Here is a 20,898-nt window from a genome sequence, read left to right as displayed (position 1 = left end):
GGGCGTCCGCGCACACCGGCGGGGTCAGGCGACGCGGCGCACGCGGCGGATCGCGAGCCAGACGAGCAGCGCGGCGGCCGCGACGAAGATGCCGGTCTCGATCCACTGGAAGGTCCAGAACCGGCCCTCGGGCTGATACACCTGGTAGTTGTAGGCCCCCGGGCGCAGGCCCATCTCCCGGGCCGCGGCGCACAGACCACCGTCGCCCTCCGGCCGGCAGACCATCATGCCGCCGGTGACGCGGGTGCCGTCCGCCTGGCGCACCTCCGTCGACATCAGCCAGGCGCCGGTCATCCCTTCGATGTGGTCGTCGATCGCGAGGCTGCGGTTGAGCGGCGCCATGAAGCGCGGCCGGGCGTACATGCCGACGGCCAGCCGCGCGGCGATGTAGGCCGGCAGGGTGACCGCCATCGCGGACATGACCTTCGGCAGCACGGTGCCGGCGTACAGGCCGAGGGCGACCGCGAACAGCGTGTAGCCGACCGGGACGACGCCCTGGACGTCGAAGAAGACCTCGGTGAAGCGGCTCTCGCGGATCTGCAGGGGCTCGTACCACCACGAGATGCCCCAGCCGTAGCCGGCGGCGAGGACGGCGACCGCGCCGCCGAGGAGGCCGGCCTTGGTCCAGGCCCAGTGCCGGCGGCTGATGCCCTGGGTCCAGATCATGCGGTGGGTGCCCTGCTCGATCTCGCGGGCGACGAGCGGCGCGCCCCAGAACAGGCCGAAGAGCAGCGGCACGGCCAGGAGCAGGATCGCGACGTGGAGCAGCGGGCTGTAGGTGTCGATGAACTCGTTCATGCCGCGGTCGCACAGCTCGCCGCCGGTCGCGCAGCGCTGCCCGACGAGCCGGTCGAGGTCGCGGCGCATCGCCAGGCCGGTCGGCACGATGAACGCGGCGAGGGCCGCCAGCCCGAGCAGTGTGTAGAGGCCCTGTGTGCGGTGCTGCCGCCAGGTCAGCCAGATCATGCCGCGACTCCCCATGCCTCGTGGGTGGCCTCCGTGACGCCGTCGGACAGGTAGGCCAGGATCAGGTCTTCCAGGGTCAGCTCGTGCACCGTCCACGACGGGTCGGTGACCCGGCCGGTGGCGCGCACCAGCAGCGTCGACTGCCGGTCGGTGTGGCGGGCCCGGACGACGGCGGCCACACCGCCGATCGGCTCGCCGTGGTGCCGCGGGCCGACCAGCCGCCGGTGCTCGCCGACGATGTCGTCGACGGCGCCGGACAGCTGCACGGCGCCGGAGCTGAGCACGACGAGGTGGTCGCAGGAGTGCTCGAGGTCGGCGAGGATGTGCGAGGAGAGCAGCACGGTCGTGCCGGACTCGGCGACGCCGCCCATCAGCGTCCGCAGGAACTCGCGCCGCGCGACGGGGTCGAGGCTGGCGACGGGCTCGTCGAGCAGCAGCAGCCGGGGCCGCTTGGCGAGGGCCAGGGCGAGGGCGACCTGGGCGCGCTGGCCGCCGGAGAGCTTGCCGACCGGGATCCGGGGCGGGATGCCGGCCTGGGCGAGCCGGGTCCGGGCGAGCGTGGCGTCCCACCGCCGGTTGACCTTGCCGGCCATGGTGACGAGGTCGTTGGCGGTGAAGTCGCGGTAGAGCGGGGTGTCCTGGGCAACGAAGCCGATGTCGGCGAGGGCGGCGGTGTTCTCATACGGCGTGTTGCCGAAGACCCGCACCGCGCCGGCGTCGGGGCGCAGCAGGCCGACGGCCAGGTGTAGCAGCGTGGACTTGCCGGATCCGTTGGGCCCGACCAGCGCGGCAACCCGGCCGGCCGGCAGCCGCAGGGTGCAGTCCCGCAGCGCCCAGCGTGCCCCGTACCGCTTGCCGAGCCCGTCGGCCTCCAGCACGTGCTCCATCTCGTGTCCTCTCATGCCAGCTCCTCCAGCAGGGCGTCGGCCTGCCGCGCGGCGCGGATCGTGGTGTCGACGAGCGCGGTGACGTCCTCGTCGCTCAGGCCCGCCGCCTGAGCCCGGCGCAGCCACTCGAGCAGCTCGGCGCGCAGGTCGGCCTGGTTGGCGAGGGAGTCGCCGGCGAGGGTGCCGGTGACGAACGTGCCGACCCCCGGCCGCCCCTCGGCGAGCCCTTCGAGCTCCAGCTCCCGGTAGGCCTTCAGGACCGTGTTCGGGTTGATGGCCAGGGACTGCGCGACGTCGCGGACCTTCGGCAGCCGGTCGCCGGGCACCAGCAGCCCGACCCGCAGGGCCTGTTTGACCTGCTGGACGAGCTGCACGTAGGTGTTGACCTTCGACCGGCCGTCTAGCACAAACTCGATCACGCCGGCCTGCCTCTCTGTTGTCCTACGACAGTAATACTATAGGACAACGGGGGCGCTGGCATAGGCTCGGGAAATGGATCAACCGCTGGTGACCGTGTGCCGGGACTGCTGCTGCGGCTCGCCCCGCAAGCACCCGGACGTGGACCACGCCGGGCAGGTGGCCCGGCTACGGGCGGCGCTCGGGCAGGCGGGGGTGCGGGTCAGCGGGTGCCTCGACGCGTGCGAGCGGTCCAACATCGTCGTCGTGCACCCCACGCCCGCCGCCAGACGGGCCGGCGCCCGGCCCGTCTGGCTCGGCTACCTGCTCGACGACGCCGTCATCGGCGACCTGACCGCATGGGTCGAGGCCGGCGGGCCCGGGGTCGCGCCGCTGCCGGAGATCCTGTCGCTGTACCTGACGAAGGCGCCAGCCGGTCAGGGGTAGCGGCACGGCGTGTAGACGACCGGGACGCCGTCGCCGCGGTCCACGGCACGGGTCTGCGAGGAGCCGACGATGAGCAGCGTCCGCATGTCGACCTCGGCGGGGTCGAGGTCGGCGAGGCGCACGACCCTGACCCGCTCCCCCGCGCCGCCGACGTCGCGGCCGAGCACCGCCGGGGTGTCCGCGGCCCGGTGCCGCAGCAGCACCTCCTTGGCCGCCTCGACCTGCCAGGTGCGGCTCTTCGAGCCGGGGTTGTAGACGGCGAACGCGGGCCAAGACTGTGCTGACCGATGTCGGGCCGGTCGAGGTCCGGGTGCCGTGGGACGTGGCCGGCACGTTCGAACCGCAGATCGTGCGCAAGCGCCAGCGGCGGCTGTCCGGGGTGGACGATCTGGTGCCGTCGTTGTCGGCCAAGGGCCTCACCCATGGTGAGATCGCCGCGCACCTGGCCGAGGTGTACGGCACCAAGGTGTCCAAGCAGACGATCTCCACGATCACCGACAAGGTGACGGACGGCATGGCGGAGTGGCAGAGCCGGCCCTCGACCCCGTCTATCCCGTCGTGTTCATTGTGCCTCTTCCGCCCTCGTCACGCTGCTCGACAACCGCCGGGACGATCCGCCTGTGACACAACGGCCGTCGCGATACCCGCTCGTCAGCGCGGTTCGGGCTGGAACGGGCCGGCCACGTCGACGCCGGGCTTCACCAGTTCGTAGCTCGACTCGGCGACCGGCTGCCAGGCCCCGACCAGCCCACCGAGCGGTTCGGAGACCACGATGCGCGTCTCCTCCGACACGTGCTGCAGCACCGGGTTGTCCGGGTACATGGTGCGCAGCGTGTCGACGGCCGTGCTGCAGTACAGGGATCGGCTCTGGCCCTCGCTGGAGTAGCGGAACGACCAGAGCCGCTCGCCGTCGGAGACGGCCACCGTCATCTGCATCGGATTGTCGATCCCGTGCCGCCGGCCCACCTGCTCGACGAAGCCGACCATGCGCTCCACGGCGGCGACGGCGTCCTTCTCCAGGCCGTAGGTGAGCGCGAGATAGAACATCAGCTCGGAGTCGGTGGACCCGCCGATGCAGTTGAAGAGCTCCGGATCGACGGCGAGCGTGAGCGCGCGCTTGAGCTGGGAGAATCCGCGGATCCGTCCGTTGTGCAGCCACAGCCAGCGGCCGTAGCGGAACGGATGGCAGTTCGTCTGCTGCACCGGCGTGCCAGTGCTCGCCCGGATGTGGGCGAGGAACAGCCCGGACCGCACCGAGTGGGCGATCTCGCGCAGGTTCTCGTCCCCCCACGCCGGACCCGTGCCGCGAAACAGCGTCGGCTCGACCGGCCCGTCCGGCGTGTACCACCCGACGCCGAACCCGTCACCGTTCGTCGTGCCCACCCCGAGCTTCGAGTGCATGCTCTGGTCGATCAGCGAGTGCTCGGGCTTGTAGAGCAGTTCCTCAAGCAGAATCGGCGACCCGGAATACGCGAGCCATCGGCACATGTCGCACCTCCTCACCCGATGGTCGGTGCCGGTGAACGGTGGCCACTCACCCGCGAGGGATGACGTCGCCCAGGCCGGGAATGACCTGCGACACGTCCCAGTGCACGGCGACCGGGCCAGCCAGACGCACGATGACCGGCCCAGCCAGACGCACGGTGACCGGCCAGCGACCTCGAGGAGGCAGGCGCCCTCGTCGGCGGCGATCGGTCGGCGGAGCGGGGCAGTGACCCGGTGCGGTTGCCGGCGCACCGTGCGTGCGGGCGGTCACCCGTCCGGGATGACGTGCGGCGACGCGACGCGGGGTGACGCTTCACCCGTCCAGGCAAATTTCCGTGGAGGGAGGCGGCGATGCTCACCGTAGGAGTCGAAGAGGAGTTCCTGCTCCTGGAGCCTGACGGCGCCGTGGCGCCGGTGTCGGCCGGCGTGCTCGGCGTCACCGACGGCGACGACCGGGTCAGGCACGAGTACACGGCTTATCAGCTCGAGACCGTCAGCGGCGTGCACACCCGCCTCGACCACCTCCACGACGAGCTCGACGAGCTCCGGCGGACTGCCGCGCGCGCCGCCGAGCTGGCCGGGGCACGACTCGTCGCGGCCGGGGCGCCGCCCTTCCGGCGCGGGCCGCTGGAGACGTTGACCGACGATCCACGGTACCGGCGGCTCGCCGACCGGTTTCCCGGCGCGACCGCGGCAGCCGCCGGGACCTGCGGCTGCCACGTCCACGTCGGCGTAGCCGACCGTGACCTGGCGGTCGGTGTCCTGGGCCGCCTTCGACCCTGGCTGGCGCCCCTCCTCGCGCTCACCGCGAACTCACCGTGCGCGGACGGCGCCGACAGCGGGTACGGCAGCTTCCGCTACGAGGCGCGCCGCCACTGGCCGACGTTTCGCGCCCCGGAGGTCTGGGCCGACGCCCGGGACTACGATCGAGCGATCGAGGCGCTCATCTCCGGCGGCACCGCGCTCGACATCGGCGGCGTGCACCTGCTGGCGCGCCTGTCCGGGCGATACCCCACGATCGAGGTCCGCATCGCCGACACCTGCCTGAGCGTGCACGACACCGTACTGTTCGCCGGCATCGTGCGGGCACTCGTCGCCACCCTCATCGACGACATCCGGCGAGGCCGGATCGCCGAGACGACGCCGTCGGCGGTCGAGGTCGAACATGACCTGGCCGCCGCGGCGCGGCACGGACTGGTGGGGCGTGGGCCGCGGCTGCCCGGCCGGCCCCCGGTCGCGATCGCCGACCAGCTGCGCGTGCTGCTGCGCAAGGTGACGCCGGCCCTCGAGGAGTCCGGCGACGCGGTCGCCGTGCACCGCCGGCTCGGATGGCTGGGCCGCCACGGCACCGGCGCGGAGCGGCAGCGCTCGCTGCTGCGCCACGATCCGCGGCCGGACGCCTTCGTGGCCGCCCTCGCCGGCCACACCACGCCACACCCGAGCCGGCATTACTGATGCTTGATTACCGATTATCCGCAATCCAGTAAACGCCGACCCGTGCGCCAGCCCCGGCGCCGAGCGGCGGCACGGCGCCGAGCGGCGGCACGGCGCCGAGCGGCGGCACGGCGTGGACGGTCACGCTGGTTCGCTCTGTTCACGAAACGCGCGAGTCGCATAGTCACCGAGGTCGGGGCGTCGGAACCCGGGCCGGCGACGGGTCGTCACACCGCGCGGTCGACTGCCGCACCACGAGCCGCGTCGCGAGCCGGATGTGGGTGCTGTCCACCTGTTCGCCGTGCATCAGCTGGATGAGCAGGTCGATCGCGCGGTGCCCCATCTCGTGGATCGGCTGCTCCACGGTGGTCAGCGACGGGCTGGCCAGGGCGGCCTCCGGCACGTTGTCGAAGCCCACGACCGACAGGTCCTGCGGCACCCGCAGCCCCATCGCGACCGCGCCCTCGACCGCCGCGATCGCCGAGATGTCGTTCGCGGCGAACAGCGCCGTTGGCCGGTCCGGCGACTCCAGCAGCCGCCGCGCCGCCGCGGCGGATTCGTCGGGTTCGTAGTTACCGGCCTGGATGTGGCCCGGGTCGACCGGGATCCCGGCCTCGCGCAACTCCTCGCGGTAGCCCTGCTCACGCAGCCTGGCCGACTCCAGGTCCGGACGCCCCCCGATGAGGGCGATGCGCCGGTGCCCCAGCTCGATCAGGTGCCGCACGGCGGTGCGCGCGCCGAGCAGGTTGTCGGAGTCCACCGTGGGCAGCCCGGTCGGCCCGTTGTGCGGGTCGACGGCGACCACCGCCGAGCCGAAGTCCAGCTCGACGGCGGTGGGCGTGACCAGCACCGCGCCGTCCACGAGGGTGCCGGACAGGCGCGAGAGGTACCGCTGCTCCCATCCCGCGTGATCGACGGTGCGACCGCCGGCCGAGTAGACGACCAGCTCGTACCCGGTGCCCTTGATCGCCTTGGCCGCGCCCTTGAGCAGTTCCGTCGAGAACGGCTCCAGGTCGGCGACCAGGATGCCGATCACGTTGGTCTTGTGGTTGCGTAGGCTCTGCGCGACCAGGCTCGCCTCATAGCCAAGCTCACGGATCACCGCCTGGACGTGTGCGCTCGTGGCCGCGGAGACGCCGTAGCGGGCGTTGAGGACCTTGGACACCGTCGCGACCGAGACACCGGCCGTTGCGGCTACGTCACGGATGGTGACTCGGGAACTGGGTTTCACGAGGGCACAATAGACTGCCGAGCAGGGCAGACGGCGCCGACGCGATCACGGCGGTCGTGCGGGAGATCCTTTTCGGTCGTGCCGGCGAGCTGCGGCTGGCTACGCGTCGCGCCGGCGGGCTGCAGCCGGCTACGCCCGGTCCGCGACGCCTGCGGGCGGATCACCGACTCCCGCCTGGAGGCCCCCCACCAGCGACGCCGGCACGGACGTCCGCGACCACGGCACCGAACGCGTTTGGCAGGGTGCTCAGCCGGCTCTACCCGTCCGTGGTCGACGGTCCACTGCTTTAGGCAAGGCCGAGGCGCAATCGCACGACGGTGCCGTGGGCACTGGCGAAGGCCACGACGTGGTCGCACACCAGCTCGACGATGGCCAGGCCGCGACCGTGCGGCGACTCGGCGGCGGGCATCTCGCGGCCGAACGATCGCATCGGTCCCTGGTCCACGACGTCGCAGACGATCTGGCCGGACTCGGCCCACAGGTGGACCTGACCGCCCTCCTGCGTGTGCTGCAGCGTGTTGGTCGCGAGCTCGTTCACCGCGAGCGTCAGCAGATCGGCCCGGGCCGGGGGCAGCCCGAGCGCGATCGCCCGCGCGCTCACGAACGCGCGCACCGCCGCCAGGTCGGACACCAGCGTGTAGACGATCGACTCGACGCGACCGGGCGCTCGCTCAGTCATCGCACCCGCCGTTGCGTGGCTGCTGCCGTTCGCCGACGCCGGAAACCTTCAGCACCTGCGCGACCATCCCGCCGGCGTCGCCGACGTTGAGCCGGCCGGCGCGCTGCGGGGCCGTGCGATGGGCGGTGACCAGCGCGTGCACGCCGCTTGAGTCCAGGAACGTCAGTCGGGCGAGGTCGACGACCACGGTCGGCGCGGCCCGCACCGCGGTCATGAACGCCGCCGCGAGGTCGCAGTCGCCACCACGGTCATGAGCGCCGTCGTGCATTCGTCGCGCGCCGCGAGGTCGCAGTCGCCGCACAGCACGACGTCCGCCCGCTGCCCGTCGACCGACATCGCCGCCTCGAACCGCGCCATGGGTGCAGCGGTCCCTTCCTCCCCCGGTTGCCGACCATCGAGACACATCATGGCATCCGCGAACGTCATTGGGCTGCCCCGGCGCCGGATTCATCCCCCGCGCTCGGCCAGGCGCGCCTTGGTGGCACGCTGATCGGCATGGTGCTGTTCACCGTCCCCCAAGCCCGCGCGGAGCTGGCCCGGCTCCGCCCGGCCCTCGACCGGCTCGTCGCCGTGCGCGCCGACGCCGCCGAGCTGGCCGCGGCGCTGAGTCCGGGCGGGCCGCCGACCGCGCTGGGCGCGATGCCGGAGCTCAAGGCCGCCGAGGCGCTGCTGGACGAGCTCGTCACCGTGATCCGCGACACCGGCGCCCACCTCAAGGGCCTCGCCCCGCTGCTGCTGGACTTCCCGGCCGAGCTGCACGGCGACGAGGTGTTGCTGTGCTGGCTGGAGGGCGATGACGAGCTGGCCTGGTACCACCGGGCCGACCTCGGCTTCGCCGGCCGCCGTCCCCTGCCGTCCTGACCGCGCGGCGCCCGCCGGCCGGCCCGCCTGGATCTTCCAGGACGGCCACCTGGCGTCCTGACCGCACCAACCGGTGATCCCCGCTGCGCCGGCCGCACGCGACGGTGGCGCCGCGTCAGGCGTGCGGGCATCCTGGGAAGGCATGACGGACTTTCAGGCGGCACCGCTGGATCCGGCCGGTATCGAGCCAGCGCTGCGACCGTTCGGTTCGTCCCGGACGCTGCCAGCGGCGGCCTACACCGACGCCGCGGTGCTCGCCTGGGAGCGGCGCCACCTGTTCGCCGGGGCCTGGACGTGCCTCGGCCGCCTCGACGAGCTGTCCGAGGGCTGCACCCAGCGGGCGGTCACCGCCGGCGACGTCGGTGTCCTGCTGACGTTCGCCGGCGGCCGGGCGCGCGCCTTCGCCAACGTCTGCCGGCACCGCGGCCACGAGTTGCTCGCCGACGGCGAGTCGGCGCAGCGCCCGGCCGCCGTCTGCCCCTACCACGGCTGGGCGTACCGGCTCGACGGGAAGCTGACCACCGCCCCGCACATGACCGGCGTGACCGGCTTCGACCCGGACGCGCTCGGCCTCGTCGAACTGCCGGCCGTGACGTGGCAGGGCTGGCTGCTGGTCAACGCGGGCTCCCCCGCGCCGGCCTTCGACGCCTACGCCGGCGCGCTGGACGGGCTGCTCCGCCCGTACCGGACGGACTCCCTCCACCTCGGCGCGCGGCACGCCTACCGCGTCGAGGCGAACTGGAAGGCGATCGTCGAGAACTACCAGGAGTGCTACCACTGCCCGCTCATCCACCCCGAGCTGTGTCGCGTCTCCCCGCCCACCTCGGGCGACAACTGGTCGCTGCCTGGCGCGTGGGTCGGCGGCACGATGGACCTGCGCGAGCACGCCGAGACGATGTCGTTCGACGGCCGCAGCGCCGGCACGTTCATCAACGGGGCGCCGCGCCGCACCATCCTGTACGTCGCGCTCTTGCCCAACCTGCTGATCTCCGCCCACCCGGACTACGTCATGACGCACCGGCTCACGCCCGTCGCGCCGGGCCTGACCGACGTCGAATGCAGCTGGTACTTCCCCCACCCGGCCGTCGACCCGACCTACGCGGTCGAGTTCTGGGACCTCACCAACCGCCAGGACTGGGCGGCGTGCGAGTCGGTGCAGCGCGGCCTGAGCTCGCCGCACTACGTGCCGGGCCCCCTCGCGGACAACGAGGACGCCGTATACCGGTGGATCGCCCTGATCGCCGCCACCTACCTCGACCCGGCCGGCGCGCTGGCCGACCGCACCGCGCCTACCGAACCGGCCGCCGGGGTGGTCGAGCCGTCGCCGTGACCGCAGGGCCGCCCGTGGTCACCGCTGCCTGTCGAGCCGCCCCGCGATGACTATCAACCCGGCCCCGATGAGCGTGGCGACCAGCCCGAGCACCACATAGACGGTGATGAGCAGCCAGGAGGTCGTCTCGTGCCCGATCTCCACCCGCACGGCGCTCCCGGCGATCACCGCCAACACGAGAAACCCGATGCCCACCGGCCGCGCCCACGTCATCCGTCCAGTACACCACCCGCTGGCAACCGTGCGGCCGCACGGTCACGCTGACACGCCGGGCCACGCCGCCGCGACCACCGCAGGGAGCACCTTCGCCGCCGGCCCGCGCAGGTTGAGGGTGGCGACGCGGTCGAGAGGGGTCGGCTCCGGGTTGATCTGGATCACGGTGGCGCCCGCGCCGGCGGCGATCCGGGGGATCTCGGCGGCGGGGTGGACGACGCCGGAGGTGCCGACCGTCAGCAGCACGTCGCACGAGGCGGCGGCCTCGACGGCCGCGGTCAGGCCGGCCTCGGGCAGCGTCTCGCCGAACCACACCACGCCCGGTCGCACGAGCGCCCCGCAGGACGCGCAGCGCGGCGGCGGGATCCGGCCGCCCTCCGCCGCCATCGCGGCCTCGACGTCCGGGAACGTCGCCGGGTGGGCACCCGTCCCGGCGCAGCGGGGCGCGAACAGGCTGCCGTGGAGGTGGATCGGCGCCTGGCTGCCGGCCCGCTCGTGCAAGTCGTCGACGTTCTGGGTGACGACGGTGATGGCGGGGACCCGCGCCTCGATGGCGGCGACGGCCAGATGGCCCGGGTTGGGCTCGGCCCGCCTCACCCGCGCGCGCCGCCACTCATACCACCCCCACACCAGGTCCGGGTCGGCGTGGAACGCCTCCGGGGTGGCGAGCCGCTCGGCGTCGAAGCGCGCCCACAGGCCGGTCAGAGCGTCCCGGAACGTGGGCACGCCGCTCTCAGCGGACATGCCGGCCCCGGTGAACACGACGACCCGCCGTGCCTCGCTGAGCACCCCGGCTGCTTGCCTCGTCTCCACAGTGCCCATCCTCAGCGGTCAGCTCCCTCAGTCAGCGGTCGTTGCGAACACGGCTCAGGGCCGCGTCATCGTCAGACCAGGCGGCGGATGTCGCCCAGGGCCCGGTAGAAGCCGCCGCGGGTGGCCTCGCGGACTTCGGTGACCACGTAGCGGGCGTTGGGCTCGCGGATGCCCTTCGGGAACTGGACCTGCCAATCGCGGTGGTAGCCGGCGCTCACCACCCGGATCCGAAGCCGGCCGCCCTCCTCCACGCACTCGACGACGATGCCCTCCGACGGATCAGTGGCGATCTCGACCGTGGTCGACGGGGCCACGCGGTCCATGCGCGGCGGGGCCTTCACGTCCACGTACTGCGGCACGACGCCCTGCTCGGCGGCGCGCACCGCCTCCTCGCTCGCGTCGATGCAGGCCAGCGAGCCGTCGGTGGTGACGATGTAGAGCTTCTCGTCGTGATACTGCATCGAATAGGCACTGCCGCAGCCCGTGCCGAGCTTCCACAGGCGCTGGCCGTCGGCGGCGAAGCAGTAGACCGACGAGCGGTGGTCGCCGGCGAAGACGTAGCGGCCGTCGGGGGCGGTGGCGTTGGAGAAGACCGTGTCGTCGCAGCGGTAGGTGACCCCGGGGCGGCCGTCCTTGGTGAACTCCAGCACCGAGTTGGACGACATGCCCGCGTAGACCTTGTCGCGCTCCTGCCAGCCGAACAGCACCGCCCCGGTGGTGCTCTGGTGCCAGCGCTCCTCGCCAGTGCGCCAGTCGTAGCTGGTCACGCCCCTGCTGTGGCCGTGATAGACGGCGGTGGCGTCGCAGCGCACCATCCAGCCGGAGGCGCCACGGCCCTGCCGCCGCCACAGGAACTCGTCCTCGTGGTCGATGCTGCACACGCCGCCCTTGGCGTCGGAGACGCCCAGGACGCCGTCGTGGATGTCCAGCCAGTAGATGTCGATGTCGGGCGCGATCGCGTAGGCCAGCCGCGGCACCTTGCCGGACAGGTCGTAGACGTTGCCGTCGTCGCAGCCGGCGTAGATCCAGGCGTCGTCGGCGACGATGCACTTGACGCCGTCGGGCAGCTGGAACTGCCGCTCGACCGTGGCGTCGTGGCGCAGGACCGTGATCGTGCCGCTCTCGTTGCCGACCATGCACACGTCGTCGTCGATGAAGATGCCGAACGCGGGGGCTCCCGAACGGTATTTCCACAGCACCGGCGCCGTCTTCGCCGTCGAGCGCTGGCTGACGATCTGGCGCCGGGTCCCCGAGCGGGGCGCGCGCTGCCCCGCAACGGCCGGCGCGTAACCCTTGCGCACCTTCTCGCCGATCTTCTTCGCGGCGTCGGCCAGCGCCTTCGCCTCGTCGGCATAGCTCGTCGTCTTCGTCTGGCCCGTGTCGCCGATGCGCCCGTAACGGATCGACATCTGATTGCCGTCAACGGTGACCTCGTAGAACTTGTGCGCGCTCCCGGTGTCCTCGGACAGCTCCAGGTATGTCGTCTGCGGCATCGGCCGAGCCTTTCTCCGTTGAGGGGGTCGGCGACAGCCTAGTGACGGGGTACGACAAAAAAATCGGATGCCCGCCCGGGTACATTCGAAGCACCAGGTCATCGCGAACGAGAGGGAACCATGCGCGCAGGTGTCACGTCCCGGCCGCAGTCCACCTCGCCCGCGAAGGACCTGACACGCGTTGAGCATCCTCAATCTCGGCATCGTCGCGCACGTCGACGCCGGTAAGACCAGCCTGACCGAGCGTCTCCTGTTCGACGCCGGTGTCATCGACCGCCTCGGCAGTGTCGACGCCGGCAGCACCCAGACCGACACGCTGGAGCTGGAGCGACGCCGCGGCATCACCATCAAGACCGCCGTCGCCACGTTCGGCATCGGCGCGCTGACCGTCAACCTCATCGACACGCCCGGTCACCCGGACTTCATCGCCGAGGTCGAGCGTGCCCTGCGCGTGCTCGACGGTGCGGTCCTGGTGATCTCGGCCGTCGAGGGCGTCCAGGCGCAGACCCGCGTCCTGCTGCGCACCCTCGACCGGCTACGCGTGCCGACGCTGCTGTTCGTCAACAAGACCGACCGCACCGGCGCCGACCCGGACCGGGCGATCGCCCCGATCCCGGCCGCGGTGCCCCTGTGGCGCGACCATGACGAGGCGCTCGCCGAGCACGACGACGAGGCCCTCGCCGCCTACCTCGCCGGCGAACCCGTCCCGGCCGGCGTCCTCGGCCGGCTCACGGCGCGGGCGCGGATACGACCCGCGTACCGGGGATCGGCGATCACCGGCGCGGGCATCGCCGAGCTGACCGCGGGCATCGCCGCACACCTGCCGAGGGCGGCCGGGGACCCCGGCGGGCCGCTGCACGGCACCGTCTTCAAGATCGACCGCGATCACGCGGCACATGTCCGGATGTTCAGCGGCACCGTGCGGGTCCGCGACCGCATCGACGATGAGAAGGTGACGGCCATCGACGACGGCCGCCGGGACCGCGTCCGCGCGGGCGAGATCGGCCGCCTGCACGGCGTGCGAGGCCTAGCGGTCGTCTCGTGTTCCGCGCCGATCGTGTCGCCGATCCGCCCGGCGAGACCGTCACCATCCACCGGGAGCGCCCGGCGGGCACGGGCCGCGCGGGCGCGGTCATCGGCCGTGACGGCAACCCGCACCAGGCCACCCTCGAACTGCTCGTCGAGCCCGGTGAGGGGCTGGAGGTCGCGTTCGCCGTGCCCGTGGAGCACATCCCGATGTACGTCTACAAGACCGTCGCCGCCTTCCAGGACGCCGTCACGCGCTACGTCCGCGACGCGTTCACCCGCGGCGGCCGGCGCGGCTGGGACGTCGGCGACGCGCGGGTGACCGTGACCCGATGCGGGTACTCCGCGCCGAGCAGCACCGCCGGCGACTTCAAGCGGCTCGTGCCGGAACTGCTCGCACGGGCGCTGCGCGAGGCCGGGACGGTGGTGTGCGAGCCGGTGCACCGCTTCGCGATCGAGGGTCCGGCCGACGCCCTCGCCGCAACACTCGGGGCGCTGCCCAGGTTTGCCGCGATCCCGGATCCACCGGCGGTCGAGGGGCCCCGGTTCACGGTCGGTGGCCTGGTCCCGGCGGCGCGGACGACGGCGCTGGAACGCGCCCTGCCCGGCCTCACGCACGGCGAGGCGACGCTCGAGGTCACATTCGACGGCTACCGCCCGGTGCCCGCGCCAGCGGCTCCGCGATGATGTGCGGGTGCTGCATCTGAGCGTCATCCGCCCGCCCGACCGGCGGCACCGTGCCTGAGCTGCGGGAAGCCCTGGACGCGGTACTGCAGGACGTCGCACCGGCCCGCCTGGCCGACTCGGTGCGCCGGCTCATCACCGACTACCGCAGCGGCCTGCCTGCGGGCGAGCCGCTGCTGCGCGACATGGTCGACGCCACCGCGTACGCCGCCTATCGCATGCCGGCCACGCACGCCGCGGTCACGGCGGCCCTGCGTCAGCTGCCGGGGATCGCCCCGCGCAGCGTCGTCGACCTCGGCGGCGGCACCGGCGCGGCGGTGTGGGCGGCCCGCGACGTCTACGGCCCGATCGCGGCCACGGTGCTGGACCAGGTGCCGGAGGCGCTGAAGCTCGGCGCGCGGATCGCGAAGGACCAGGACATCGCCTGGCAGCCGTGGCAGCTCGGCGAGGACGTGCCCGCGGCCGACCTCGTCACCGCGTCCTACGTGCTCACCGAGCTGGACGAGGAGCGCCAGCGCGACCTCGTCGCGCGGGCGAGCTCGGCCGCCGCCGTCGCCGTGGTGCTCGTCGAGCCCGGGACGCCGCCGGGGTACCGCCGGATCCTGGCGGCCCGCGAGGTGCTGCTGGCCGATGGCTGGCACATCGCCGCGCCCTGCCCGCACCAGGTCGGCTGCGGCATGCGGGGCAGGGACTGGTGCCACTTCGCCGCCCGGGTCAACCGCTCCGCGCTGCACCGCCGGCTCAAGGACGCGAGCCTGGGCTACGAGGACGAGAAGTTCGCGTTCGTCGCGGCCACCCGGGAGTTCACGGCGGCGGACCGCGCGCCCGGCGCCGGGGGCCGGATCGTGCGGCACCCAGCGTTCCGTAAGGGGCTGGTCACCCTGCAGGTGTGCGGAGGCGACACCGCCGTCGGCCCGGCACTGGTGTCCAAGCGGGAGGGTCCGCTGTACAAGGCGGCCCGGGACGCGGAATGGGGCGACCGGTGGCCGCCCCATTCCCTGTCCTCAGACCTGCTCTCGGATCAGTGCTGATCCGCCACGAACGACGAGACCCACGCCAGTGAGGCGTTCCAGTTGATGGTCAGCTCGTTCGTCGACCACGACTGGATGTCGTCCATGTAGCACAGCTGCGGCTTGCAGCCCTTCAGCGCCGCACTCGCGACCTCGTCCTGCAGCTGCGAGTTCGGGCCGCCGGCGAGGGTGCCGCGCGGCGGGTTCGGCAGCTTCGGGTCGAGCTGGTGGGCGTACCAGCGGCTGTGCTGGTTCTTCGACGCCTTCTCGCCGTAGCCGGTGACGTAGGACTGGTTCAGCGCGTTGCGGCCGAGGATGTAGTCCATGCCGGACACCACGCCGTCGCGGTACCGGTCCTTGCCGGTGATCTCGAACGCGGTGGCGACGACGGCCAGATTGTTGAGGATCTGGCTGTTGGAGGCCCAGTCGTACCCGCCCTCGGGCGCGTACGGCTGGCCGTAGGCCTGACCGTCCATGGTCTTCAGGAAGCGGTCGGCGCCCTCGACGACGGACTGACGCACCCGGTCGCGGTCGGGCAGCTTGTTGTCCACGGTCGCGAGGTCGAGCCGGCCGAGCGCCGCGGTGTTCTGCCAGTCGAAGGCCCGGGAGAACACGTCGGCCTTGTGCAGCGGCGAGGCCGTCACGTCGGTGGCGTAGCGCTTGTCGCCGGTGGTGATGTACAGCTCGGCCGCCGCCCAGTAGAACTCGTCGCTGACGTCGCTGTCGCCGTAGGCGCCACCGCCGGTGGAGTCCGAGTCCGGCGCGTACATCGTCGGGTGCTCCAGCGCCGCCGCGTACGCGGTCTTCGCCACCTTGAGCAGCTTCTCGGCGTAGGCACTGTCGTACGGCTCGAACACCCGGGCGCCCTGCGCGGCCGCGGCGGCCAGGTTGAGCGTGGCCGCGGTCGACGGGGCGTGCAGCTCCCGCTGCTGGGTGTCAGCCGCCGGGTCGGTCGGCAGCCCGGTCCAGGCCGCGTCGTGGATCTTGTGATGGGCCATGCCGGCCAGCGGCTGCCCGGCCGGGACCTGCATCTTGGTCAGGAAGTCGAGCTCCCAGCGCGCTTCCGCGAGCACGTCGGGGGTCTTGCCGCCGGTCTCGGGCAGGCGCAGGGCGCGGGCCTTCGAGGCCTTCGGCGAGCGCTCGTAGAGGCTCATGAGCTGGGCGACGGAGATGCCGCCGTTGACGACGTACTTGCCGTGGTCGCCGGCGTCGTACCAGCCGCCGGTCACGTCGAGGGTGTAGTCGCACACGCCCGGCTGGCACGGGACCTTGGTGTCGCCGCCGTTGTGGGTGTCAGCGGTGTGGCCGGCCGCGCGGCCGTAGCCCGGGGCGATCTTGTCGGAGATCGCGATGCCGCTGCGCTGCGGGTAGAAGAAGGAGAGCGAGTCGACGCTCAGCTGTTTGTACGCCTTCGGGTCCAGGTCGAAGGGCAGGCTGGCCTTGCCGTCGACCTCCAGGGTGTAGGTGTGCCCGGTCCCGTGGTACTCGCTGAAGTCGACCACGTGCGTGTTCTGGCCCGAGCTGGGGTCCATGCCCCTCGGCTGCGACTCTCCGGACGCGACGACCTTGCCGGCCTTGTCCTTGAGCTGCCACGGCAGGGGCGTGGTCGAGTCCGAGATCACGGTGGCCCGCTTCGGGCCGTCCGGCAGGTAGCCGACCTGGTTGACCCGCACGGGGGTGTCCGGAATGTGGTCGGGGGTGGCCGGGAACGCATACGCGCTGTCGGCACCGCCGGCAACGGGCAGGGCGCCATCGTGTCCGGAGAACACGATGGGCAGGGTCACCGCGGGAACAGCCACGATCGCGGCGACGGCGGCAAGGCGGGCCTTGCGTGAAAGCAAAAACGCGGGCAGGCGCACAGCTCTCCTCGTCGGTCGGGGTCAGGGACACGCGCCCATACACAGAAATCGGGTGATTACCGGGTGATTGCGGCGCGTCCCGAGGAACCTAGCGGTCGACAAGCCGCCGGAAAAGGGCCAAAAGCCGCCAATGTGACCTGTCCCACACAAGACGCCACTGTTTGGCACAAAAACTCCTACAACTGCAGGAGTTCATTTGGTACTGCGGGACGCGCATATGCCTGCATAAGGCATGCATCAGGCCGAGACCACCGAGGAGGCCCGAGCCGCGGAGGGCCACCGTCCAAGCCGTATACGCGACAGGTATACACAGCATGTATACCTGTCGAGTAGAGTGGCCGGCATGTCCATCGCTCAAGCGTTCCTGGGGCTGCTCGAAGCCCGACCGCGCCACGGCTACGACCTGAAGCGGGCCTATGACGAGCGCTTCGGCGCCGATCGCCCGCTCGCCTACGGGCAGGTCTACGCGACCCTGTCCCGCCTGCTCAAGCACGGCCTGGTCACCGTCGACAGCGTCGAGCCGGGCGAGGGGCCCGACCGCAAGCGCTATGCGATCACCGACGCGGGAGTCGCCGACGTCGAGCGCTGGCTCGCACAGCCGGAGAAGCCCGAGCCCTACCTGCAGAGCACCCTCTACATGAAGGTCGTGCTCGCCCTGTCCACCGGCCGCCCGGCCGCCGAGGTGCTGGACGTCCAGCGCGCCGAGCACCTGCGCATGATGCGCGAGCTGACCCGGCGCAAGGTCAGCGGCGACCTGTCCGACCAGCTCATCTGCGACCACGCGCTGTTCCACCTGGAGGCCGACCTGCGCTGGCTGGAGCTCACCGCGGCCCGCCTCGACGAGCTCGCCGGGCTGGTGCGCCGATGACCGCGCTGTTGTTCGCCGAGGATCTGCACAAGTCGTTCGGGGCGACACCGGCGCTGGCCGGCGCGTCGATGTCGGTCGCGGCCGGCGAGATCGTGGCCGTGATGGGGCCCTCGGGCTCGGGCAAGTCCACGCTGCTGCACTGCCTGGCCGGGATCATCACGCCGGACTCGGGCCGGGTGGTGTATCGCGGCCAGGAGCTGTCCGCCCTCTCCGACGTGCGGCGCAGCGCGCTGCGCCGCGGCGAGTTCGGGTTCGTGTTCCAGTTCGGGCAGCTGGTGCCCGAGCTGACCTGCCTGGAGAATGTCGCGCTGCCGCTGCGGCTGGACGGCGTGCGCCGCCGCGACGCCGAGCGGCGCGCCGCCGAGTGGCTGGCCCGGCTGGAGATCGACGACGTGGCGGGCAAGCGGCCCGGCGAGGTCTCCGGCGGCCAGGGCCAGCGGGTCGCGGTCGCCCGGGCGCTGGTGACCGGGGCGCGGGTGGTGTTCGCCGACGAGCCGACGGGGGCGCTCGACTCACTCAACGGCGAGCGCGTCATGCGGCTGTTCACCACCGCGGCCCGCGACAGCGGCGCCGCCGTCGTCCTGGTCACGCACGAGCCGCGGGTCGCCGCCTACTCCGACCGCGAGGTCGTGGTCCGCGACGGCCGCGCGCTGGACCTGGAGCGCGCCCGATGACCGCGCTCCCGGCCGGCTCCGCGACGCGGGACACCGGCCCCCCAGCCCGGCCCTCAGCCGAGCCACCGCGATCGCACGGGCGCCCCGGCGCCCTGCGGCGCTGGCTCGCCGAGATCGGGCTCGGCGCCCGGCTGGCGCTCAGCGGCGGCCGGGAGGGACTGCTGCGCACCGGGCTGACCGCGCTCGGCGTCGGGCTCGGCGTGGCGGTCCTGCTCCTCGCGGTGTCCGTCCCCGGCATCCTCGACGGCCAGCACACCCGCACCGACGCCCGCAGCGTGCACTTCGCGGATTCGCCGCCGAAGAGCGACGCGACCGTCCTGTCGCTGCCGATCACCAGCGAGTATCGCGACCGCCTGGTCAGCGGCCGGTTCCTGCGCGCCGAGGGCTCGCACCCGGTGCTGCCGCCGGGGGTCTCCGCGCTGCCGCCGGACGGCACGATCCTGGTCTCCCCGGCGCTGCGCGACCTGCTCGCCGCGCCAGAGGGTGCCCTGCTGCACCAGCGATTCCCGCAGCCGATCGCCGGCACCATCGCCAAGGAGGGCCTCTCGGGGCCCAGCGAGCTGTATTTCTACGGCACCCGCGGCGACCTCGCCGACGGCCAGCACAGCGTGATGCGGGTGGCCTCGTATGGCTCGCACCGCACGAGCGATCCGCTCCACCCTGTTCTGCTGCTGCTCGTCGTGGTCATCTTCGTGGCGCTGCTGATGCCGGTAGCCATGTTCGTCGCGGCGGCCACCCGCTTCGGCGGCGAGCAGCGCGACCGGCGGCTCGCCGCGGTCCGGCTCGTCGGCGCCGACACGTGGATGACCCGCCGCGTCGCCGCCGGCGAGGCGGTCGTCAGCGCCGCGCTCGGGGTGCTGCTCGGCGTCGGGTTCTTCCTCGTCGGCCGGCAGTTCGCCGAGCGGCTCAGCCTGTCCAGGACCAGCGTGTTCGCCTCGGACATCCGCCCCTCGGCCGCCCTGGCCGCGCTGATCGTCGTCGCCGTGCCGCTGGCCGCGCTGGCCATGACGCTGCTGGCCCTGCGCCGGGTCGTCGTCGAGCCGCTCGGCGTGGTGCGCAGGGCCGTCTCGCGCACCCGGCGGCGGATCTGGTGGCGGATCCTGCTGCCGCTGGCCGGCCTGGGCCTGCTGGTCCCGCTCATCGGCGAACGGGTGCAGCGCCTCAACGTCTGGCAGGCCGCGGGCGGTGTCGTCCTGCTGCTGCTCGGCGTCGCCGCCCTGCTGCCGTGGCTGTTCGATCGGCTCGTCGCCCGCCTCGGGGCCGGCGGCGCGGTGTCGTGGCAGCTCGCGGTGCGCAGGCTGCAGCTGTCCTCCGACAGCGCGCTGCGGGCCGTGAACGCCATCGCGGTCGCCGCGGCCGGCACGATCGCCCTGCAGATGCTCTTCGCCACGGCCGAGGCCAGCAGCACGAGGGACAGCGAGCAGGACGTCAACCAGGTCCAGGCGGTGACGGCCGTGACCATCTCGCCGCAGGCCGCGGCGCGCGGCACCGCCGACGTCGGCACCGTGCTGCGCACGACCCCCGGCGTGACCGGCCTGTATTCGTATCGGCAGGACAGGGCAAGGGTCGAGGACGCGCCCGACACCAATTCGTTCGAGATCGTCGTCGCCGACTGCGAGACCCTGCGCCGGCTCGCCGACCTGCCCGGCTGCGTCGAAGGCGACGCGTTCGCGGTCGACCCGGCCTCGTTCACGCGGCCCGGCAACCAGGACGCAACCGGCACCGCGGGGCGCACGGTGATCCTCGGCGGCTTCGACCCCGAGCGCGACGGCCAGCGCTGGACCGTGCCGCAGCATCTGCAAACCGCCCGCGAGCGCCGCGACGCGTACGGGATGGACCACCAAGGCCTGCTGCTCACCCCCGGCGCGGCCCCGCCGGTCAGGGCCGACCAGCGCATCTACAGCTACATCGGCCTCGACCAGGCGAACCCGGACGCCGCGGATCACCTGCGCAACGCCGCCATGGGCCTCGGGCTCACCACCTCCGTGAGCATCCTGCGGTGGCGCATCGTCGACGACACGTTCGCGAGCATCCGCCGCGGCCTGTTCGCCGGCGCGACGGTGGTCCTCCTCCTGGTCGGCCTGAGCCTGCTGGTCGGCACCCTGGAGCAGCTGCGGGAGCGGCGCCGGACCCTCGCGTCGCTGGTGGCGTTCGGCACCCGACGGCGCACGATCGCGCTGTCGATCCTGTGGCAGACCGCCGTGCCGGTCGTGCTGGGCCTGGTCGTGGCGGCCGCGCTGGGCCTGACCCTCGGCGCCGTGCTGCTGCGCGTCGTCGCGGCCGATCTCCTCCTCGACTGGCCGGGCGTGGGCGTGGTCAGCGCCATCGCCGCCGGCGTGGTGCTGCTGGTGACCGCGGCCAGCCTGCCGCCGCTGTTCCGGCTGATGCGCCCGGACGGGTTGCGCTTCGAGTAGGCCCGGCGCCGTCAGGTCGCTTGCTCGGCCCACCGTCTCCGCGGCGGGCCGGGCACGCGGGCGCCTGGCCCGCATCCGCAACGGATCCGGCTCCTGGCCCAGTCCGCGATGCGGCGGGCCGACTCGGC

At 72.7% G+C, this 20,898-nt stretch carries 22 protein-coding genes and 2 pseudogenes; 11 read left to right on the top strand and 13 right to left on the bottom strand.

Features of this window, described 5'->3' with window-relative positions; translation table 11 throughout:
* Nucleotides 1–24: 24 nt before the first annotated feature.
* From AB0367_RS15490 to AB0367_RS15480, 3 genes are read right to left on the bottom strand one after another with little or no spacing between them, the layout of a single operon-like run.
* On the bottom strand, nucleotides 25–966 hold the full coding sequence (locus tag AB0367_RS15490) for a transporter (protein WP_366226944.1): 942 nt from the start codon (nucleotides 964–966) through the stop codon (nucleotides 25–27).
* A complete protein-coding gene (locus tag AB0367_RS15485) occupies nucleotides 963–1,853 on the bottom strand; it encodes an ABC transporter ATP-binding protein (RefSeq protein ID WP_366227122.1) in 891 nt (296 codons plus the stop codon). Before AB0367_RS15485 ends, AB0367_RS15490 begins: the two co-directional genes overlap by 4 nt.
* Before the next feature lie 11 nt (nucleotides 1,854–1,864).
* Entirely contained in the window at nucleotides 1,865–2,272 is a 408-nt protein-coding gene (locus AB0367_RS15480; RefSeq protein WP_366226943.1) for a GntR family transcriptional regulator, read from the bottom strand.
* 88 nt (nucleotides 2,273–2,360) lie between these two features.
* On the opposite strand from AB0367_RS15480, the gene AB0367_RS15475 reads away from it, so the two are divergent.
* Complete coding sequence (locus tag AB0367_RS15475) at nucleotides 2,361–2,696, top strand: hypothetical protein (RefSeq protein ID WP_366227121.1); 336 nt, start codon at nucleotides 2,361–2,363, stop codon at nucleotides 2,694–2,696.
* Here the strand turns inward: AB0367_RS15475 and AB0367_RS15470 are convergent.
* On the bottom strand, nucleotides 2,687–2,899 hold the full coding sequence (locus tag AB0367_RS15470) for a hypothetical protein (protein ID WP_366226942.1): 213 nt from the start codon (nucleotides 2,897–2,899) through the stop codon (nucleotides 2,687–2,689). The genes AB0367_RS15475 and AB0367_RS15470 overlap by 10 nt on opposite strands.
* A 62-nt stretch (nucleotides 2,900–2,961) precedes the next feature.
* Here AB0367_RS15470 and AB0367_RS15465 point away from each other — a divergent pair.
* Nucleotides 2,962–3,263, top strand: a pseudogene (locus AB0367_RS15465) (transposase); the annotation flags it as partial.
* 84 nt (nucleotides 3,264–3,347) lie between these two features.
* Here the strand turns inward: AB0367_RS15465 and AB0367_RS15460 are convergent.
* Complete coding sequence (locus AB0367_RS15460; protein ID WP_366226941.1) at nucleotides 3,348–4,184, bottom strand: class II glutamine amidotransferase; 837 nt, start codon at nucleotides 4,182–4,184, stop codon at nucleotides 3,348–3,350.
* A 348-nt stretch (nucleotides 4,185–4,532) separates the two neighbouring features.
* Between AB0367_RS15460 and AB0367_RS15455 the strand changes: the two genes are divergently transcribed.
* Complete coding sequence (locus AB0367_RS15455) at nucleotides 4,533–5,636, top strand: YbdK family carboxylate-amine ligase (protein WP_366226940.1); 1,104 nt, start codon at nucleotides 4,533–4,535, stop codon at nucleotides 5,634–5,636.
* 163 nt (nucleotides 5,637–5,799) lie between these two features.
* Here AB0367_RS15455 and AB0367_RS15450 read toward each other — a convergent pair whose 3' ends face one another.
* The 4 genes from AB0367_RS15450 to AB0367_RS15435 all read right to left on the bottom strand — a co-directional run bounded on the left by AB0367_RS15450 (nucleotide 5,800) and on the right by AB0367_RS15435 (nucleotide 7,951).
* A complete protein-coding gene (locus AB0367_RS15450) occupies nucleotides 5,800–6,846 on the bottom strand; it encodes a LacI family DNA-binding transcriptional regulator (protein ID WP_366226939.1) in 1,047 nt (348 codons plus the stop codon).
* Nucleotides 6,847–7,132: 286 nt separating this feature from the next.
* Nucleotides 7,133–7,525 (bottom strand): ATP-binding protein, encoded by a 393-nt coding sequence (locus tag AB0367_RS15445; RefSeq protein WP_366226938.1) that lies wholly within the window; start codon nucleotides 7,523–7,525, stop codon nucleotides 7,133–7,135.
* The gene (locus tag AB0367_RS15440; RefSeq protein WP_366226937.1) at nucleotides 7,518–7,739 is read right to left on the bottom strand and encodes an STAS domain-containing protein; all 222 of its coding nucleotides are present in this window, start codon (nucleotides 7,737–7,739) and stop codon (nucleotides 7,518–7,520) included. The genes AB0367_RS15445 and AB0367_RS15440 overlap by 8 nt, the downstream gene beginning before the upstream one ends.
* Entirely contained in the window at nucleotides 7,736–7,951 is a 216-nt protein-coding gene (locus tag AB0367_RS15435; RefSeq protein WP_366226936.1) for a hypothetical protein, read from the bottom strand. The genes AB0367_RS15440 and AB0367_RS15435 overlap by 4 nt, the downstream gene beginning before the upstream one ends.
* Before the next feature lie 69 nt (nucleotides 7,952–8,020).
* Between AB0367_RS15435 and AB0367_RS15430 the strand changes: the two genes are divergently transcribed.
* Both AB0367_RS15430 and AB0367_RS15425 read left to right on the top strand, forming a co-directional pair.
* The gene (locus AB0367_RS15430; RefSeq protein ID WP_366226935.1) at nucleotides 8,021–8,386 is read left to right on the top strand and encodes a DUF2203 domain-containing protein; all 366 of its coding nucleotides are present in this window, start codon (nucleotides 8,021–8,023) and stop codon (nucleotides 8,384–8,386) included.
* Between the two features lie 142 nt (nucleotides 8,387–8,528).
* Nucleotides 8,529–9,716, top strand: coding sequence for an aromatic ring-hydroxylating dioxygenase subunit alpha (locus tag AB0367_RS15425; RefSeq protein WP_366226934.1), 1,188 nt, complete (start codon nucleotides 8,529–8,531; stop codon nucleotides 9,714–9,716).
* Between the two features lie 18 nt (nucleotides 9,717–9,734).
* On the opposite strand, the gene AB0367_RS15420 is transcribed toward AB0367_RS15425, so the two are convergent.
* From AB0367_RS15420 to AB0367_RS15410, 3 genes are all read right to left on the bottom strand, one after another.
* Nucleotides 9,735–9,929, bottom strand: a complete 195-nt coding sequence (locus tag AB0367_RS15420; RefSeq protein ID WP_366226933.1) for a hypothetical protein — start codon at nucleotides 9,927–9,929, stop codon at nucleotides 9,735–9,737.
* A 42-nt stretch (nucleotides 9,930–9,971) separates the two neighbouring features.
* A complete protein-coding gene (locus AB0367_RS15415) occupies nucleotides 9,972–10,742 on the bottom strand; it encodes an NAD-dependent deacylase (protein ID WP_366226932.1) in 771 nt (256 codons plus the stop codon).
* Nucleotides 10,743–10,813: 71 nt separating this feature from the next.
* Nucleotides 10,814–12,235: a WGR domain-containing protein gene (locus tag AB0367_RS15410; protein WP_366226931.1), complete on the bottom strand. Its 1,422-nt coding sequence runs from the start codon at nucleotides 12,233–12,235 to the stop codon at nucleotides 10,814–10,816.
* 181 nt (nucleotides 12,236–12,416) lie between these two features.
* On the opposite strand from AB0367_RS15410, the pseudogene AB0367_RS15405 reads away from it, so the two are divergent.
* The 3 genes and pseudogenes from AB0367_RS15405 to AB0367_RS15395 all read left to right on the top strand — a co-directional run.
* Nucleotides 12,417–13,049 (top strand): annotated as a pseudogene (locus AB0367_RS15405) (GTP-binding protein); the annotation flags it as partial.
* Nucleotides 13,050–13,276: 227 nt separating this feature from the next.
* Complete coding sequence (locus tag AB0367_RS15400; RefSeq protein WP_366226930.1) at nucleotides 13,277–13,948, top strand: hypothetical protein; 672 nt, start codon at nucleotides 13,277–13,279, stop codon at nucleotides 13,946–13,948.
* Between the two features lie 50 nt (nucleotides 13,949–13,998).
* Complete coding sequence (locus tag AB0367_RS15395; RefSeq protein WP_366226929.1) at nucleotides 13,999–14,976, top strand: small ribosomal subunit Rsm22 family protein; 978 nt, start codon at nucleotides 13,999–14,001, stop codon at nucleotides 14,974–14,976.
* Here the strand turns inward: AB0367_RS15395 and AB0367_RS15390 are convergent.
* Nucleotides 14,967–16,814 (bottom strand): glycoside hydrolase family 9 protein, encoded by a 1,848-nt coding sequence (locus tag AB0367_RS15390; RefSeq protein WP_366226928.1) that lies wholly within the window; start codon nucleotides 16,812–16,814, stop codon nucleotides 14,967–14,969. The genes AB0367_RS15395 and AB0367_RS15390 overlap by 10 nt on opposite strands.
* 343 nt (nucleotides 16,815–17,157) lie before the next feature.
* Here AB0367_RS15390 and AB0367_RS15385 point away from each other — a divergent pair, with 343 nt between their 5' ends.
* Genes AB0367_RS15385 through AB0367_RS15375 form a run of 3 tightly spaced genes read left to right on the top strand, consistent with a single transcriptional unit; the run spans nucleotide 17,158 to nucleotide 20,770 of the window.
* The gene (locus AB0367_RS15385; protein WP_366226927.1) at nucleotides 17,158–17,682 is read left to right on the top strand and encodes a PadR family transcriptional regulator; all 525 of its coding nucleotides are present in this window, start codon (nucleotides 17,158–17,160) and stop codon (nucleotides 17,680–17,682) included.
* Complete coding sequence (locus AB0367_RS15380) at nucleotides 17,679–18,356, top strand: ABC transporter ATP-binding protein (RefSeq protein WP_366226926.1); 678 nt, start codon at nucleotides 17,679–17,681, stop codon at nucleotides 18,354–18,356. Before AB0367_RS15385 ends, AB0367_RS15380 begins: the two co-directional genes overlap by 4 nt.
* Nucleotides 18,353–20,770, top strand: coding sequence for an ABC transporter permease (locus tag AB0367_RS15375; protein ID WP_366226925.1), 2,418 nt, complete (start codon nucleotides 18,353–18,355; stop codon nucleotides 20,768–20,770). The genes AB0367_RS15380 and AB0367_RS15375 overlap by 4 nt, the downstream gene beginning before the upstream one ends.
* Nucleotides 20,771–20,898: the final 128 nt, after the last annotated feature.

The organism is Dactylosporangium sp. NPDC051484 (assembly GCF_040689395.1).
Classification (GTDB): domain Bacteria; phylum Actinomycetota; class Actinomycetes; order Mycobacteriales; family Micromonosporaceae; genus Dactylosporangium.
Note: the sequence above shows the minus strand (reverse complement) of the source record. Positions and strands in the feature narration are given on the sequence as shown.

Bases quoted from the DNA above. Each gene is read 5' to 3' on its own strand.
- AB0367_RS15490 (WP_366226944.1), bottom strand. From the start codon at position 966: ATGATCTGGCTGACCTGGCGGCAGCACCGCACACAGGGCCTCTACACA.
- AB0367_RS15485 (WP_366227122.1), bottom strand. From the start codon at position 1,853: ATGGAGCACGTGCTGGAGGCCGACGGGCTCGGCAAGCGGTACGGGGCA.
- AB0367_RS15460 (WP_366226941.1), bottom strand. From the start codon at position 4,184: ATGTGCCGATGGCTCGCGTATTCCGGGTCGCCGATTCTGCTTGAGGAA.
- AB0367_RS15455 (WP_366226940.1), top strand. From the start codon at position 4,533: ATGCTCACCGTAGGAGTCGAAGAGGAGTTCCTGCTCCTGGAGCCTGAC.
- AB0367_RS15445 (WP_366226938.1), bottom strand. From the start codon at position 7,525: ATGACTGAGCGAGCGCCCGGTCGCGTCGAGTCGATCGTCTACACGCTG.
- AB0367_RS15440 (WP_366226937.1), bottom strand. From the start codon at position 7,739: ATGACCGCGGTGCGGGCCGCGCCGACCGTGGTCGTCGACCTCGCCCGA.
- AB0367_RS15435 (WP_366226936.1), bottom strand. From the start codon at position 7,951: ATGACGTTCGCGGATGCCATGATGTGTCTCGATGGTCGGCAACCGGGG.
- AB0367_RS15430 (WP_366226935.1), top strand. From the start codon at position 8,021: ATGGTGCTGTTCACCGTCCCCCAAGCCCGCGCGGAGCTGGCCCGGCTC.
- AB0367_RS15425 (WP_366226934.1), top strand. From the start codon at position 8,529: ATGACGGACTTTCAGGCGGCACCGCTGGATCCGGCCGGTATCGAGCCA.
- AB0367_RS15420 (WP_366226933.1), bottom strand. From the start codon at position 9,929: ATGACGTGGGCGCGGCCGGTGGGCATCGGGTTTCTCGTGTTGGCGGTG.
- AB0367_RS15410 (WP_366226931.1), bottom strand. From the start codon at position 12,235: ATGCCGCAGACGACATACCTGGAGCTGTCCGAGGACACCGGGAGCGCG.
- AB0367_RS15385 (WP_366226927.1), top strand. From the start codon at position 17,158: ATGTCCATCGCTCAAGCGTTCCTGGGGCTGCTCGAAGCCCGACCGCGC.
- AB0367_RS15380 (WP_366226926.1), top strand. From the start codon at position 17,679: ATGACCGCGCTGTTGTTCGCCGAGGATCTGCACAAGTCGTTCGGGGCG.
- AB0367_RS15375 (WP_366226925.1), top strand. From the start codon at position 18,353: ATGACCGCGCTCCCGGCCGGCTCCGCGACGCGGGACACCGGCCCCCCA.